Annotated in this window: 15 protein-coding genes, 1 tRNA gene and 1 pseudogene; 9 read left to right on the forward strand and 8 right to left on the reverse strand. The window is 50.9% G+C overall.

The window, feature by feature from the left end; translation table 11 throughout:
- Positions 1–36 precede the first annotated feature (36 nt).
- A complete protein-coding gene (gene efp, locus ACM5QY_RS02450) occupies positions 37–603 on the reverse strand; it encodes an elongation factor P (protein ID WP_120134206.1) in 567 nt (188 codons plus the stop codon).
- A gap of 38 nt (positions 604–641) precedes the next feature.
- Here efp and epmB point away from each other — a divergent pair, with 38 nt between their 5' ends.
- Positions 642–1,670, forward strand: a complete 1,029-nt coding sequence (epmB, locus tag ACM5QY_RS02455) for an EF-P beta-lysylation protein EpmB (protein WP_416119087.1) — start codon at positions 642–644, stop codon at positions 1,668–1,670.
- A gap of 114 nt (positions 1,671–1,784) precedes the next feature.
- Here epmB and ACM5QY_RS02460 read toward each other — a convergent pair whose 3' ends face one another.
- From ACM5QY_RS02460 to ACM5QY_RS02475, 4 genes are all read right to left on the reverse strand, one after another.
- Positions 1,785–2,129: a DUF4156 domain-containing protein gene (locus ACM5QY_RS02460; RefSeq protein WP_416119088.1), complete on the reverse strand. Its 345-nt coding sequence runs from the start codon at positions 2,127–2,129 to the stop codon at positions 1,785–1,787.
- Positions 2,130–2,430: 301 nt separating this feature from the next.
- Entirely contained in the window at positions 2,431–4,077 is a 1,647-nt protein-coding gene (gene groL / locus ACM5QY_RS02465; RefSeq protein ID WP_104923553.1) for a chaperonin GroEL, read from the reverse strand.
- Between the two features lie 53 nt (positions 4,078–4,130).
- Positions 4,131–4,424 carry a co-chaperone GroES gene (locus tag ACM5QY_RS02470; protein ID WP_009636718.1) on the reverse strand — a complete coding sequence of 98 codons (294 nt, stop codon included), beginning with the start codon at positions 4,422–4,424 and terminating at the stop codon, positions 4,131–4,133.
- A 215-nt stretch (positions 4,425–4,639) separates the two neighbouring features.
- Complete coding sequence (locus ACM5QY_RS02475) at positions 4,640–5,131, reverse strand: FxsA family protein (RefSeq protein ID WP_416119089.1); 492 nt, start codon at positions 5,129–5,131, stop codon at positions 4,640–4,642.
- Between the two features lie 372 nt (positions 5,132–5,503).
- Between ACM5QY_RS02475 and aspA the strand changes: the two genes are divergently transcribed.
- From aspA to ACM5QY_RS02515, 8 genes and pseudogenes are all read left to right on the forward strand, one after another.
- A complete protein-coding gene (aspA, locus tag ACM5QY_RS02480) occupies positions 5,504–6,940 on the forward strand; it encodes an aspartate ammonia-lyase (protein ID WP_104923556.1) in 1,437 nt (478 codons plus the stop codon).
- A gap of 135 nt (positions 6,941–7,075) precedes the next feature.
- On the forward strand, positions 7,076–8,377 hold the full coding sequence (locus ACM5QY_RS02485) for an anaerobic C4-dicarboxylate transporter (RefSeq protein ID WP_416119090.1): 1,302 nt from the start codon (positions 7,076–7,078) through the stop codon (positions 8,375–8,377).
- A 205-nt stretch (positions 8,378–8,582) separates the two neighbouring features.
- Positions 8,583–10,319, forward strand: a complete 1,737-nt coding sequence (locus ACM5QY_RS02490) for a protein-disulfide reductase DsbD (RefSeq protein ID WP_416119091.1) — start codon at positions 8,583–8,585, stop codon at positions 10,317–10,319.
- A gap of 43 nt (positions 10,320–10,362) precedes the next feature.
- Positions 10,363–10,938: a division control transcriptional repressor DicD gene (gene dicD / locus ACM5QY_RS02495; protein WP_416119092.1), complete on the forward strand. Its 576-nt coding sequence runs from the start codon at positions 10,363–10,365 to the stop codon at positions 10,936–10,938.
- Positions 10,939–11,067: 129 nt separating this feature from the next.
- Positions 11,068–11,143: transfer RNA gene (locus ACM5QY_RS02500), tRNA-Phe, on the forward strand.
- 247 nt (positions 11,144–11,390) lie between these two features.
- A pseudogene (locus ACM5QY_RS02505) lies at positions 11,391–12,415 on the forward strand (S66 family peptidase).
- A gap of 267 nt (positions 12,416–12,682) precedes the next feature.
- Complete coding sequence (locus ACM5QY_RS02510) at positions 12,683–13,414, forward strand: winged helix-turn-helix domain-containing protein (protein ID WP_416119093.1); 732 nt, start codon at positions 12,683–12,685, stop codon at positions 13,412–13,414.
- 132 nt (positions 13,415–13,546) lie between these two features.
- Positions 13,547–14,104 (forward strand): hypothetical protein, encoded by a 558-nt coding sequence (locus ACM5QY_RS02515; RefSeq protein WP_416119094.1) that lies wholly within the window; start codon positions 13,547–13,549, stop codon positions 14,102–14,104.
- 29 nt (positions 14,105–14,133) lie between these two features.
- Here the strand turns inward: ACM5QY_RS02515 and ACM5QY_RS02520 are convergent, their stop codons facing one another.
- The 3 genes from ACM5QY_RS02520 to ACM5QY_RS02530 all read right to left on the reverse strand — a co-directional run bounded on the left by ACM5QY_RS02520 (position 14,134) and on the right by ACM5QY_RS02530 (position 16,198).
- Positions 14,134–14,406, reverse strand: a complete 273-nt coding sequence (locus ACM5QY_RS02520; RefSeq protein ID WP_416119095.1) for a helix-turn-helix domain-containing protein — start codon at positions 14,404–14,406, stop codon at positions 14,134–14,136.
- Between the two features lie 27 nt (positions 14,407–14,433).
- Positions 14,434–15,372, reverse strand: a complete 939-nt coding sequence (locus ACM5QY_RS02525; protein WP_416122803.1) for a fimbrial protein — start codon at positions 15,370–15,372, stop codon at positions 14,434–14,436.
- Positions 15,373–15,460: 88 nt separating this feature from the next.
- On the reverse strand, positions 15,461–16,198 hold the full coding sequence (locus ACM5QY_RS02530; protein ID WP_416119096.1) for a fimbrial biogenesis chaperone: 738 nt from the start codon (positions 16,196–16,198) through the stop codon (positions 15,461–15,463).
- Between the last annotated feature and the right edge of the window lie 12 nt (positions 16,199–16,210).

Below are 16,210 nucleotides of genomic sequence, written 5' to 3' on the forward strand. Positions count from 1 at the left end.
ACCCTGTGGCAGCTTTCATCCAACGTAATAAGTCGCTTATTTAACGCGGGAAACGTATTCGCCAGAGCGGGTGTCACAACGGACGATTTCGCCAATCTGCACGAATAATGGCACTTTAACCACAGCGCCGGTGCTCAGCGTTGCTGGTTTGCCGCCGGTACCTGCGGTATCACCTTTCAGGCCTGGGTCGGTTTCAACAACTTCTGCTTCGATGAAGTTCGGTGGCTGGACAGCGATAGGACGACCGTCCCACAGAGTCACGATACATTCAGCGTTATCTTGCAGCCATTTAGAGGCTTCAGACACAGTTTTAGCTTCAACACCGTGCTGCTCGAAAGTCTCAGGGTGCATGAAGTGGTAGAACTCACCGTCGTTGTACAGGTAAGTCATGTTGGTATCTACAACGTCTGCGCCTTCGCAAGAGTCAGTAGATTTGAAGGTTTTCTCTACACGTGAGCCGGTCAGCAGACGGCGCATTTTCACACGTGCGAAAGCCTGACCTTTGCCTGGTTTTACGAACACGCTGTCTTCGATTGCGAAAGGCTCGCCCTCGAACATGATTTTAAGACCCGGACGGAAATCGTTGCTAGAATAAGTCGCCATGATGGCCCTCTAATTTTAAACTGGTATTAGCCAAAAAAATGGCAAACATTGTAACCCTAAACACGCCATTTAGAGAAGATTGGTTGTATCAACTCGGCGATGTTATCACTGACCCGAATGAACTGCTTACTCTTCTGGCACTTAACGACAATGCAGATCTGCAAAGTGGCCATGAAGCCCGTCGTTTGTTCCCGCTTCGCGTGCCCCGCGCTTTTGTAGCACGTATGCAGCACGGCGATCCGCGGGATCCTTTGTTGCTCCAGGTACTGACCGCACGCGAAGAATTTATCGCCGCGCCGGGCTTTACTACTGACCCGCTTGATGAACAACGCAGCATTGTTCCCGGCCTGTTACACAAGTATAGCAATCGTGCCCTGCTGCTGGTGAAAGGCGGCTGTGCAGTGAATTGCCGTTACTGCTTCCGCCGCCATTTTCCGTATCAGGACAACCAGGGAAATAAGACCAACTGGGTTCAGGCGCTGGATTATATCCGTACACAGCCCGAACTCGATGAAATTATTTTCTCCGGCGGTGATCCGCTGATGGCGAAAGATCACGAACTCGACTGGTTGATCGGTGAACTGGAAGGGATCGCGCACATCAAACGCCTGCGTATCCATACCCGTTTACCGGTGGTGATCCCAGCGCGTATCACGGATACGCTCTGCCAGCGCCTTGAACAGTCGCGTTTGCAGGTGCTGATGGTGACGCACATCAATCACGCGAATGAAATCGATGATGCTTTACGCGCCAGCATGGCCAAACTGAAACGTCATGGCGTCACGTTGCTTAACCAGAGCGTCCTGTTGCGTGACGTGAATGATTCTGCGGATGTCCTGGCCGCGCTCAGTAATGCGCTGTTTGATACAGGAATTTTGCCTTACTACATCCACGTACTGGATAAAGTTCAGGGCGCGGCGCATTTCATGGTGAGCGACGATGAAGCGCGCATCATTATGAAAGGGCTGATGAGCAAAGTTTCCGGTTATATGGTGCCGAAGCTGACCCGCGAGATTGGCGGCGAGCCGAGTAAAACTATTTTGGATTTGCGGCTTAAGCAGTCGTAGCCGTGAATTGCAAAATGAAAATTTGAAATGCAAAAAGGGATGCCAACGGGCATCCCTTTAGTATTTCTATGAAGGTCTATGCAGGTTCACGCGGCTAAAGCGTGAACAGCCCGATTATGGGCACTTATAAACCTGGCCGACCATTTTGCTGTCAACCGGTGCAAAGCTGGACAGGAAATTTTGAGACGGGCTGTTGGCACCATAAATGGTATTGCCGCCCATCGCTGCTGCCTTGTTACGCAGGTCGTTGGCCGCACCACGCATTGAGCTGCCGTCGCCGCCGGTACCTGAGAGCCAGTTGCTTTGGGCACCAGTGACGGCACCGAGGAGCTGACAATTTGCGCCTGGTTTGTCGTCCGTGAATTTCACCTGCTGGCCCGCTGTATCCAGTTGATGAGTGGTACTGCACCCGGCAAGCAGCGCGATAGCTGACAGGCCCAGTAACATTTTAATCCGCATCACTTTCCCCATTTGTTTTTGTAATCACATAAAGCCTATCAGAAAACACCTGGCTCTCTTAGGCATCCGTTGCCACGCATACCCAAGGTTCCGCGTGATGGGCGCATACCCGAAAACCACGCAGAAATGAGTCTACACGGTAAACCTGGAAGACATTGAGACTTATCTTACTGAACACGATAAAAAATGGTCAAATAAAAAAAACCGGCCTTTTCAGACCGGGTTTCTTCAGTACGTTAACTCAGGCGACAGAACTGCCGCTGATTTGCCGTACCTGCGGATGAACGCAGGGGGATGATGATTACATCATGCCGCCCATACCGCCCATGCCACCCATACCGCCAGCACCGCCCATATCGCCTTTATCATCTTTAGGCAGGTCAGTGATCATGCACTCAGTGGTGATCATCAGGCCAGCGACAGAAGACGCATACTGCAGAGCAGAACGGGTCACTTTAGTTGGATCCAGGATACCCATTGCGATCATGTCGCCGTATTCTTCAGTGTAAGCGTTGTAGCCGAAGCTGCCTTCGCCTGCTTTCACTTTGTTCGCGATAACAGAAGCTTCTTCACCTGCGTTAACCACGATCTGACGCAGTGGAGATTCCATCGCACGCAGAGCAACGCGGATACCGACGTTCTGGTCTTCGTTGTCACCTTTCAGGCCAGCCAGAGTGTGAGCAACGCGGATCAGCGCAACACCACCACCGGCAACCACGCCTTCTTCAACCGCAGCACGTGTTGCGTGCAGGGCATCTTCAACACGGGCTTTTTTCTCTTTCATTTCAACTTCAGTCGCTGCGCCAACTTTCAGAACGGCTACGCCGCCTGCCAGTTTAGCGACACGCTCTTGCAGTTTTTCGCGGTCGTAATCAGACGTCGCTTCTTCGATCTGTTGACGGATCTGAGAAACACGGCCCTGAATAGTCGCTTCTTCGCCAACGCCATCGATGATGATGGTGGTGTCTTTGTTGATAACAACACGTTTAGCCTGACCCATATCTTCCAGCGTCGCTTTTTCCAACTCCAGACCGATCTCTTCAGAGATTACGGTACCGCCAGTCAGGGTTGCGATGTCTTGCAACATGGCTTTACGACGGTCGCCGAAGCCAGGAGCTTTAACTGCAGCCACTTTCACGATGCCACGCATGGTGTTCACAACCAGAGTCGCCAGGGCTTCGCCTTCAACGTCTTCAGCAATAATCAGCAGTGGTTTACCGGCTTTCGCAACGGCTTCCAGTACTGGCAGCATTTCACGGATGTTAGAAATCTTTTTGTCAGCCAGCAGAATGAACGGGCTTTCCAGTTCGATTGAACCGGTTTCTGGTTTGTTGATGAAGTATGGAGACAGGTAACCGCGATCGAACTGCATACCTTCAACAACGTCCAGCTCGTCTTGCAGACCGGTGCCTTCTTCAACGGTGATGACGCCTTCTTTGCCCACTTTTTCCATCGCTTCAGCGATGAGTTTACCGACGGTTTCATCGGAGTTAGCAGAGATGGTCCCTACCTGCGCAATCGCTTTAGAATCAGAGCAAGGGACAGACAGTTTTTTCAGCTCTTCAACAGCGTGGATGACCGCTTTGTCGATCCCGCGTTTCAGATCCATTGGGTTCATGCCAGCGGCAACGGCTTTCAGGCCTTCAGTGATGATGGCTTGTGCCAGAACGGTTGCGGTAGTGGTACCGTCACCCGCTGCATCGTTCGCTTTGGACGCCACTTCTTTCACCATCTGTGCGCCCATGTTTTCGAACTTGTCTTCCAGTTCGATTTCACGCGCAACGGACACGCCGTCTTTAGTGATGGTTGGAGCACCGAAAGATTTGTCCAAAACCACGTTGCGGCCTTTAGGGCCCAGGGTCACTTTTACTGCATCAGCAAGGATGTTTACGCCACGCAGCATTTTCACACGGGCGTCGTTACCGAATTTTACTTCTTTAGCTGCCATTGTTCATTTCCCTTCAATTCATTCAGTTCAGAAAAAAGTGGGTCGGAGGACGATCAGGCTTCTACGATTGCCAGGATGTCGCTCTCAGACATAATCAACACTTCTTCATTGTCGATTTTTTCAGCTTTCACGCCGTAGCCGTCGTTGAAGATGACGATGTCGCCAACTTTCACGTCCAGCGCTTTAACTTCACCGTTTTCCAGAATGCGACCATGGCCGACAGCCAGGATTTCACCGCGGGTAGATTTACCAGCAGCTGAGCCAGTCAGAACGATGCCGCCAGCGGATTTAGATTCTACTTCTTTACGCTTGACGATAACGCGGTCATGCAATGGACGAATTTTCATTGATAACTCTCCTGTGAGCGGGTCCATATCTATTTTTAGGGTTGAATGCCTGACAAATGCTGCCCGGCCTCGTGGTTTGTTTAATGGGGGCGATACACAGCCCTTCAAGGGGAAGAACAGAAAAAATTTCGCTTTTTCTTTCAACTTTCAGGGGATCCCAAAATCGACCTGAAACAGGCTTCCCAACAATGTATTAACAATCAAGGCCACAGAGATTAGCGATCGCGGTGCTCTGTGTCGTCATCTTTTTTCGGTGACACCAGGCGTTCATGCGTTTCATCTGTCCGCTGGAACTCACCATCAAAGGTATTCCCGGTAGGTGCGCTGTTACCCCAGTTTCCGCCAGACCGGACAATATTCAGATGCGGCATAAGCTTAAGCGTCAGTCTCTTCTGAACCGGTGGCAGCAAGAGCAGCAACCCGAGGAAATCGGTAAAGAAGCCCGGCACCAGCAGCAGGAAACCGGCAATTACCAGTGAAACACTCTTGACCATCTCAGCCGCCGGGCTTTCACCGACCGCCAACTTCTGCTGAAGCTGCATGAAGGTTTTCATTCCCTGATTTTTGACCAGAGAAACGCCCACGCAGGAGGTGAATACCACCAGCAATAACGTCGTGGCGACGCCAACGACCGCAGCCACCTTGATAAATAAGGTGATTTCAATGTAAGCCAGCAGAAATAACAGTAGTAACGGTATCCAGCGCACCGCATTCTCCTTGTGATTTGGCCCCGAAATTCTTCTTCAGAAACGTTCGAAACCTTGAATAAGTGCCTGCTTCAGATCTTTGCCATCAAAGAAATGCAGGCTTACTACACTGAAATGGTGCTGTGTTCCGGAGATTTCAAGCGCCAGACCTGATTTAATTGAGCAGGTAAATGAATTGTGAGAATTCTCACAGATACTAAAATCTTGCACAATCATAGGGCAGGATAGTGATCTTAGTACGTGCAATTCGCCTGAAGCAGCATATGATCGCCTTCGTTGTGGCAACAACGGTTGATCGTTTTAAATTTACTACGGCTAGTAACATAATTTTAAACATCGCATAACACATTCAGTACCGAAGAGAAGGTTCTCATGTCAAACACCATTCGTATCGAGGAAGACCTGCTGGGCACGCGCGAAGTACCGGCAGAAGCTTATTACGGCATTCATACCCTGCGGGCGATTGAAAACTTCTATATCAGCAACACCAAGATCAGCGATGTGCCTGAGTTTGTTCGTGGCATGGTGATGGTGAAGAAAGCAGCGGCTCTGGCTAACAAAGAGTTGCGCACCATTCCACGCCATATTGCGGACATCATCATTCAGGCGTGCGACGAAGTGCTTGATAACGGTAAATGCATGGACCAGTTCCCCATCGACGTCTATCAGGGCGGCGCGGGAACCTCGGTAAATATGAACACGAATGAAGTGCTGGCGAACATCGGCCTTGAGCTGATGGGCCACCAGAAAGGCGATTACCAGTTCCTGAATCCTAACGATCACCTCAACAAATGCCAGTCCACCAATGACGCCTACCCGACCGGTTTTCGTATCGCGGTCTATGCCTCTCTGCTGAAACTGGTTGATGCGATTTCTCAGTTGGGTGATGGCTTCGAGCGTAAAGCCGTTGAGTTCGAAAACATCATCAAAATGGGCCGCACGCAGTTGCAGGACGCGGTACCGATGACGCTGGGCCAGGAATTCCACGCATTCAACGTGCTGCTCAAAGAAGAAACCCGCAACCTGATCCGCACCGGCGAATTGCTGCTGGAGGTGAACCTTGGGGCAACGGCAATCGGTACGCGTCTGAATACGCCGGAAGGCTATCAGCAACTGGCCGTACAGAAACTGGCGGAAGTGAGCAATCTGGCCTGCGTTCCGGCGGAAGACCTGATTGAAGCGACGTCAGACTGTGGCGCTTACGTGATGGTTCACAGCTCCCTGAAACGCCTGGCGGTTAAGCTTTCCAAAATCTGTAACGACCTGCGCCTGCTCTCTTCCGGCCCGCGCGCCGGGCTCAATGAGATCAACCTGCCAGAATTGCAGGCCGGTTCTTCCATCATGCCAGCCAAAGTTAACCCGGTGATCCCGGAAGTGGTGAATCAGGTTTGCTTTAAAGTCATCGGCAACGACGTGTGCGTCACGATGGCCGCCGAAGCGGGTCAGTTACAACTGAACGTCATGGAACCGGTGATCGGCCAGGCCATGTTTGAATCCGTGCATATCCTGACCAACGCCTGCTATAACCTGCTGGAAAAATGTATCAACGGCATTACGGCTAACAAAGAAGTGTGCGAGTTCTACGTCTTCAACTCCATTGGTATCGTGACCTATCTGAACCCGTTCATCGGCCACCATAATGGCGATATCGTCGGGAAGATTTGTGCGGAAACCGGCAAGAGCGTCCGTGAAGTCGTGCTTGAGCGCGGTCTGCTGACGGAAGCTGAACTGGACGACATTTTCTCTATCGAGAACCTGAAGCACCCGGCCTACAAAGCGAAACGCTATACCGATGAAAATGAACAGTAACAGACTGTATTATTGACCTTTTAAAGGCTCGTTGTTCTGCGGAACAGCGGGCCTTTTTACTTTGTATCAAAAAACAATTACATAACAATTATTTTTCAATTCCTTAAGGATTGCTGGATATATGGACGGACAGCCATGTTAATCATCGAACTTATTATTGTACTGGCCGCGATTTTTCTGGGTGCCCGCTTAGGCGGCATCGGAATTGGTTTCGCTGGCGGATTGGGCGTTCTGGTACTTGCTTTAATCGGCGTGAAACCAGGCTCTATTCCTTTTGACGTCATCTCCATCATCATGGCCGTGATTGCCGCCATCTCGACCATGCAGGTCGCAGGCGGGATGGATTATCTGGTGCAGCAAACCGAGAAACTACTGCGCCGCAACCCGAAACACATCACTATTCTCGCGCCCATCGTGACGTACTTCCTGACTATCCTCGCAGGAACGGGCAACATTTCGCTTTCAGCGCTGCCAGTGATTTCTGAAGTGGCAAAAGAGCAAGGGATTAAACCCTGCCGTCCGCTTTCGACGGCTGTCGTTGCCGCGCAAATTGCCATTACCGCCTCGCCAATTTCCGCCGCGGTGGTCTATATGGCGTCGACAATGGAAAACCACGGCGTCAGTTATTTGCATCTGCTGATGGTGATGATTCCTTCGACGCTGGCGGCAGTGATTTTGATGTCGCTGATTATCAGCTGGTGCTTTGACTCGAAGCTCTCCAACGATCCGGTTTACCTCAAGCGTTATGAAGAAGGCCTGATTGAGCTGCGTGGCGATAAGAAAGTGGAAATCAAACGGGGCGCGAAACTCTCCGTTTTGCTGTTCCTGCTGGGCGTTTTTTCGGTGGTTGGCTACGCCGTGATTAACAGCCCGAGCCTTGGCTGGGTCGCTCAACCAGTGATGACCACCAACAGCGCGATTCTGATTATCATGCTCAGCGTTGCGACGTTAATCACCCTGTTGTGCCGCATTGAGACCGACTCGATTCTGACATCCAGCACGTTCAAATCTGGCATGAGCGCCTGCATTTGTATCCTCGGCGTTGCCTGGCTCGGTGACACGTTTGTACAGGCGAATCTGGGCTGGATTAAGGAAACGGCAGGCACCATTATTCAGGCGCATCCGTGGCTGCTGGCCGTGATTTTCTTCTTCAGTTCGGCTCTGTTGTATTCGCAGGCCGCGACGACGAAAGCCCTGTTGCCTATGGCGCTGGCGTTGAGCGTTTCCCCGCTGACGGCGGTGGGCTCTTTCGCGGCAGTTTCCGGGCTGTTCATTTTGCCGACGTATCCGACGCTGGTGGCCGCCGTGCAGATGGATGACACCGGCACCACCCGAATTGGCCGGTTCGTCTTTAACCATCCGTTCTTTATACCGGGCACGATCGGCGTATTTTTGTCGGTTCTTTTCGGCTTCGCCGTCGGCAGTATTATTCTCTGACAGTTTTTCCGGGGGCTGCGGCCCCCGCCTTTTCTGCGTTCTCCCGCTTCACTCTTTTGTAAAGTACCTGCAAGGCTTTCTGCGTCGCGTTCGCACGGGGTATACTCACATCTCATTAACGCGCTGCGGCATGAAGCCGTCCGCATCTTCTGTCGAATCACCCAGTGGCCGTTCATTTGCCGCGACAAAGAGAACTTTACTCCGCATGGATCACCGCACTCTTCGAATTCTCTTCCTGCTGTGCAGCCTGTTTATGTTGCCTTTGCAGGCTCACGCCTCATTGTTTGATAAACCGGCCACCCGGCAGTTTGTCCCTGTTGATCAGGCTTTCAGCTTTGATTTTCAGCAACAAGGTCATGACCTCAAACTGAACTGGCAGATCCGCGACGGTTACTATTTATATCGCAGCAAAATTGAGATTGAACCGAAGAATGCCCGGCTGGCAGCGTTTATCCTGCCGAAAGGACGCGAACATCACGATGAGTTTTTCGGTGACAGTGAAGTCTTCGAAAATGCGCTCCGCCTCACGGTGCCGATACGGCAGGCCAGCGCCGATGCGACCGTCCGTGTGACTTATCAGGGATGCGCCGCCGCCGGTTTCTGCTACCCGCCGGAAACCCGCGACGTGCCGGTCAGCGTGGTTTCAGAGCCCGTCATAGCCAGCGCAGTCATCACTGAATCCGCTTCTCAGCCGGTCGAAGCCACACCTGCGAAGGGATCCGCGCCGCTGCCTTTCTCGCCGCTTTGGGCGTTGCTGATTGGTATCGGCATCGCGTTCACGCCGTGCGTGCTGCCCATGTATCCGCTGATTTCCGGCATTATTCTCGGGCGTCAGCGTCCGCACAGCATGAAGCGAATCTTCCTGCTGTCGCTGGTCTACGTGCAGGGAATGGCCCTGACGTATACGCTGCTGGGCATGGTGGTCGCCGCCGCGGGCTTGCAGTTCCAGGCCGCATTACAAAGCCCGTGGGTGCTGATCGTTTTATCCGTGATGTTTATCGCGCTGGCGTTATCGATGTTTGGGGCTTTCAGTCTGCAACTTCCGTCCTCCGTTCAGACCCGGCTGGCGTTGTGGAGCAATGAACAAAAAGGCGGTTCGCTGCCGGGCGTCTTTATTATGGGCGCACTGGCTGGCCTGATTTGCTCGCCCTGCACCACCGCCCCGCTGAGCGCCATTTTGCTCTACATCGCCCAGAGCGGAAATCTGCTTGCCGGTGCCGGCACGCTTTATCTGTATGCCCTGGGGATGGGGATCCCGCTGATTATCGTCACGATGTTCGGGAATAAACTCCTGCCACGCAGCGGCCCGTGGATGCAATACGTCAAAGAAGGATTTGGTTTTGTCATTCTGGCGCTGCCGGTTTTTCTGCTTGAACGCGTGATTGGCGATACCTGGGGATTACGCCTGTGGAGCCTGCTGGGTATTGCATTTTTCGGCTGGGCGTTAGTGCTGAGTCTCAGAAGCCAGCGTGGTATCGTGCGTGTTCTGCAACTGATTTTCCTGGCCGCTGCGCTTATCGTCAGCCGTCCGTTGCAGGATTGGGCCTTTGCGCCCGCCAGCAGCGAATCTGCACCACAGCACGCGCTGAACTTCCAGAAAATCCATAATGTTGATGAACTGAACACCGCCTTGCAGGGCGCGCAGGGCAAACGCGTCATGCTGGATTTGTACGCAGACTGGTGTGTAGCGTGTAAAGAGTTCGAAAAATATACGTTTTCCGCGCCAGAGGTGCAGAATGAACTGGCGGACGCCTTGTTGCTTCAGGCCGATGTCACGCAAAACTCACCGGAGCAGAAGGCGTTGTTAAAGCGTCTTGAAGTGCTGGGCTTGCCCACGATTTTATTCTTCGGCCCCGACGGCCATGAATTGCCGCAGTCGCGGGTGACCGGTTTTATGGATGCCACAGAGTTCAGTGCGCATTTGCAGAAAACCCGCCCTTAACCGACACTACATTTTGAAGTACGCGAATTGTGAGGAGGCAAACGTGCTACGTGAACAGGTTCTCGATCAAACCCTTAATCTCTTGGAACAACGTGGCCTTGCAACATTGTCACTGGAAAAAGTCGCAGAACTCGTCGACGTTCCGCTTAATGAACTGCGCCGTTTCTGGCCCGACGCCGAAGCGCTGCTCTACGACAGCCTGCGCTATCACGGCGAGCAAATTGAAATCTGGCGGCGTCAGCTGATGCTGGATGACACGCTCACCCCGCCGCAGAAATTGCTGGCACGGTATAAAGTGCTCGATGAGCAGGTGCGCCAGCAGCGTTATCCGGGTTGCCTCTTTATTGCAGCCTGTTCGTTTTTCCCTGAGAGCGACGCACCCATTCACCAACTGGCTGAAAATCAGAAACGGGCGTCCTACGACTACACGCTGTCTTTGCTCCAGGAAATGGGTTCCGATGACGCAGAAATGGTGGCGCAGCAGATGGAACTCATCCTTGAAGGTTGCCTGAGTAAGTTGCTGGTGAAACGTCAGCTCATCGATGTGGAAGTGGCTCGGCGTCTGGCGGAGGATGTGCTGAATATCGCCCGCTGCCGCGAGCATGGCGCGCTTTCCTGAGTTTCCCTGATGCCAGACAGACCAAATCGTCATTTTTGAATGAAAAGACAGCAAACGAACGTCTTTTATGTGTTTTAGATGACAAAGCCGTTGACGGCACATGCCCAATACGGTTTAATGCGCCCCGTTGCCCGGATAGCTCAGTCGGTAGAGCAAGGGATTGAAAATCCCTGTGTCCTTGGTTCGATTCCGAGTCCGGGCACCAACTTTAAAGAAACCAGCCTAACGGCTGGTTTTTTGCTTTCTGCTATTCCAAAAATTTTTCATACTCTCCTTTCGTGACTGACTTCTCATCCCTTGATTCATTTGCACAAAACTCCCGTTCAATATTGTTTAAACGTTAGGCCAGAAGGCTTCATTATGGACATTAATCCTTTGATTTTCCGTGTTCAACCTGTAACTGAGCTGATACATTGCAGGTTGAACATTGAGCAAATTTATAGGATATAGAAATGCCTTCGTCCGGAACTCCGCTATTCCCGCCGGCATTGAAAACCGGTGACACTATTGGTTTCTTCTCCGCCTCTTCACCGGTTACCGCAACAGCACCAAACCGCTTTGCGCGCGGGAAGGAATTCCTGCGGGAGAAAGGTTTTAGGCTCAAACCGGGATTGCTGACCGGTGAATCAGACCATTACCGTTCAGGATCTGTTGCCCGGCGTGCAGAAGAATTAAATCAGCTGTTTCGAGATCCGCAGGTGCGCTGTGTGATGTCCACTATCGGGGGCAATAACACCAACTCGCTGCTGCCTTATCTGGATTACGACGCGCTGCGCGCTGACCCGAAAGTTATTATCGGTTATTCAGACACTACGGCGCTGCTGGCAGGGATTTACGCGCAAACCGGGCTGGTCACCTTTTACGGCCCTGCGCTGGTCGCCTCTTTCGGTGAATTCCCTCCGCTGGTTGAAGAGACATTTGCCTCTTTCGCTGACGTTCTGATGACCCGCCACGACGCACCGTATCGTTATTCCCTGCCCTCACACTGGACGGACGAAAGGCTTAACTGGAATGATTTCACACCAGTGCGGGCCAAGCATTTGTATGCCAATAGCTGTCGTTTTCTGGGCAAAGGGCGTATTGAAGGGCGCGTCATTGGGGGCAATTTGAATACCCTTTCGGGTATCTGGGGAGTCCTTATATGCCTGAAATCCGCCAGGGCGACATTTTATTTATCGAGGATAGCCTGCTGAATATCGCCACCGTCGAGCGTTCTTTTTCCATGTTGAAACTCAACGGCGTTTTCGATCGCGTGAGCGCAATCTTGCTCGGAAAACATGAATTGTTCGATGATGCCGGAACCGGAAGGCAACCTGTTGATGTGCTTCTGGAAGTCCTTAACGGCCAGGATATACCGCTGGTCGACGGTTTTGATTGCTGCCATACCCACCCGATGCTCACCCTGCCGCTGGGGGTTGATATCGCTGTCGATTTTGACCGTCAGCAGGTTCACATTACCGGCCAGTACCTGTTATGACCACCGTATAAATCACGTACTACTAAAATTCCGTACGTGATTTATATCGCTTCCCTCTGAAATCCCTTCTTCATTCCCTGATAAGGCGGCACATCGCCATCCTGTAAATATTTCTGACAACAATCTGACTTTTAAATAGTACGGTTTATACTGACTGCTCTTTTACGACAGTATTTAAAAGTAAAATTCTGATAGGGTAACAGTGTACTCGTTATCTGAAAATGAATGTGCAACAGGATATTTTTAACAGGGAGAGGAAGGATGCAAATGATTTATCTGATTGAAAATGACATAGTGTTCAATCCAGAGGATAACTCACTTTCTTTGCTGAGCGATGCTGAGAGTAAGGTCGCTGTATCCAATCCTGCACGGAGGATTTTATTATTACTGATTGAACAGCATGGCGTTGTTGTTCATCGTGAAACATTTTTTAAAAAAGTATGGGATGACTATGGCCTGACTGCCAGCAATAATAACCTTAATCACTGCATCAGCAAATTACGCAAGGTGATTTCACTGCTGGGTTATTCCGATGAATTCATTGTCACCGTTCCTAAGGTCGGTTTCTTCATCAAAAAAGAGATCTCCATTGAAGTGAGCTTCGAACAAATCGCGCTTCCAAAAGAAAGTAACGAAGCGCGTAATACTGTCATCGAAATCCCAGAGATAATTCAGCCCGTCAGTGAAGAAAAACCTTCTGCAGAGGTTATGGCTGTTCCGGTTAAACCTGAACCTGTTCCTCAACTGCGCCGCCATTGGGAAGCTAAACACTCTATTTTTATGAGTATTTTAGTCACCACCGCGTTCACCCTCCTGGGGGGGTTCATCCTTTATCATAACCTGAGTGACCCGAAGGCACATTTGCAGATTACGAAAATAGGTACCTGCGATTTGTATTCAACTGCCCCCGTTACGCCATCACGGAAAGAGGAGTTCACACGTCTGGCCGAAATATACCAGCGAAAAAACAATATTTCCTGCAAGCCGGGGGGATTTTAATATTTCAAAGTGAGCATTTTTCTCTCCCGATAAATACGGGTTCCGTGCGAGACTTCATGACGCAATGTAATACAGATGACAATCACAAAATGAACATTTGCATAAGCTATTATACAAATGACAGGACCACGCATGACAAATTATAATAAAAACTTACCCTCAGTTAAGAAAATACTTTTTTTATCCTTACTTCCAATTATCGTTTTGCTGATAATTATTTCTTGCGAGATTTTTTTAAGAAAAAATAAAGAGGCATTTCCGGTTAACATCCCCTGCCGGGGAAACATGATCATTGAAGCACAATATGATAATGAAAGAGCCAGAATGGTGACATCACTTTACTTTAGTTTTCTGGGGAAGAATAAAATTTTGATTTCTCTGAGCGGGACAGGATATTTGTATAACAACAAAAATGTCGTCATTGAGAAAAAGACGCTGCTGCGGAATATCTATTATGACTCTGTCCAGGAAAGTAAAGCGACGGAGACCTACTCGCTGACCAGCAGTCAGATCAATATCGACAGCGTAGATGATTTTGACTGGCGTATTTCCTCCCTTTTACTGATGAACAGTTTTTTCCTGACGGGCCACACAGATACGCTGGTCTTAAAGAAATTTGGCGATAACGCCCTGCTCATCGGAAACAATCAGTCACCGTTTACGTTGTGCGTCTTCAATACGAGCTTGTGAGACCCGGCCCCGACAGTGACTTCTTTTATCTATTTATAATACAGATACAACTGAAATCCGCAGGCTTGTGCGTAACGGGCCAGCGTGCTGAAACTGGCTTGTGCAGGGCGCTTTTCCAGACGGGTGATGGCCGGTGGTGTGATCCCAAGGCGCCGGGCCAGTTCGGTTTTATTCAATCCGGCATCTTCGCGTAAAGTTTGCAGCAACGCATGAATTTCTGTCTCAGCAATGCGCTCCGGAGCCTGCGCAGAATAAACCGGTTCTTCAAGTGCCTGAGCCCGTAATTTAGCCGTTCTTAGCATGTCGTTCTCCCTCTCTTTCAGACGCGGTCAGTAGTAGTTAATCTTGACGATCACTGACGCATCAAATTGCCCGAGAGAAAGTGCTCTCCCCGGGATCGCACTCACTTTCGCCGTGAAGTTTTTCGTCACTTCATTCACGTTGTTGAGTTCAGCAAAATCATCGTAACGATTGAACGTAATCGCCTGATCTTTATCGTTGTAGAGCATTAATTTGGCGCCATTGGAGAGGTCGATAGCCGTGTTATCCAGCAACGGACTGGCGGTGGAAAACTCGGCCTGCAGGGAGAAATTGTCCAGACACCCCTGTTTCACGGCTTTAATGGCAAACGGCAGGGAAATGCCGGAAGAACGTGACAGAATGGCGCTCTGAATCGGGCCAAAATCGACAATCTGAGATTCCGGATAGACTTTCAAATCGGAGCCACAGGCCAGGAAGCGAATCCCCTGTAAGCCCGACAGGTTGTACTTCAGGTTTTTGGCACCCGGAGACTTGTTGATGCCCCGGCTGCCATCCAGCTGGAATACCGTGAACTGATCTGCCCCCTGATAATTGCCGCTGGAAGGCGCATTCCCGCTGACTTTGATATACAGACGGAAAGTGACGTTGACCGTGACGTTTTGACCCTTTTTGATGGGCGAACTGTTGGTGCTCAACCGCTGCTCATTCTGCTCAAGATCCTGCCCGTTATAGCTCACGCCCAGCAGTAAACCCTCGCCAATCGATTGTGATTTTGGGTTGAAGTAAAAATGCACCACATCAATGATCGACCCCAAAACGTTATCGCAGTATGCCGTCACGTTGATGTCATTGGATTCCCAGACTTTGGTACCCGCCGGCACATTCGACGGTATAGCCAGTTGCCCGACCGGGATCGCAGGTTTATCTACGATCCCCGTCCCTTTTTCCACACAGTCGAGCGCCAGCGCGCTGCGGGAAAAACAGAACAACAAAACAATCAGTATCATCCTGCCAGCGGATAACCGGTAAAAATCAGGCATAACAATCCCTTATCGATGAGATAAACAGGTTCAAATACGGGCGTTTACACAGACGTTAGCGCTTACCTTCTTTGCTGATGCGCTGACACTCGGTCGCCTGGCACTGGTACTCATTCACCTGCAAACCACCGTAGTCATCCATATATCCCAGACTGTACCGGTCGCTGACGTACTGGCTACCGGTCAGGGATTCCGTCATAAACGGTGCCAGCATGACGCTGTCAAAACCCGGCACGTTGCCTTTGTGGTCTTTACCCAGATAACCCACGGTGATATAGAAGGGCGTCGGATTTGTCAGTTTCAATCCGTCCTGAAGGCGGCCGACCTGAAGCTGTTCCTGCCAGTTTCCCTTCAACAACTTGCGCAGTTCGGCCGGACGGAAGAAGAGTTTCACGCGGCTCTGTATTGCAACCTGCATGACGTTGGCTATGTCACTTTTTGGCGGCACTTCCCGCACATTGAAATAAAATAAGGATTCGCGATCCTTCGGCAGCGCGGCGGTTTCCGGTAACTGAAGTACGCGGATCTGGCTTTTCTGGCCCGCGTCAATTCGCTGCATAGGCGGTAGTGCCACCAGCGGAGATGTAATTTTTTCACCCTGTGCGTTCTCCAGCCAGACCTGTGCCAGATAAGGCAACCCCTTACTCTGGTTCTCCAGCATGACGCTGACTGATTTGTCATTGGCATTAAAAATAATGCGCGTCCGGTCAAGGTTAATCGCCGCAATGGCCGGGCAGGCGACGCCGGCCATCATCAGTAACACCATGCCAGTCTGTAAAATCTGCTTCTTCATCGGACTCTTCCT

The organism is Rahnella sp. PCH160 (genome assembly GCF_047784855.1).
Taxonomy (GTDB): Bacteria; Pseudomonadota; Gammaproteobacteria; order Enterobacterales; family Enterobacteriaceae; genus Rahnella.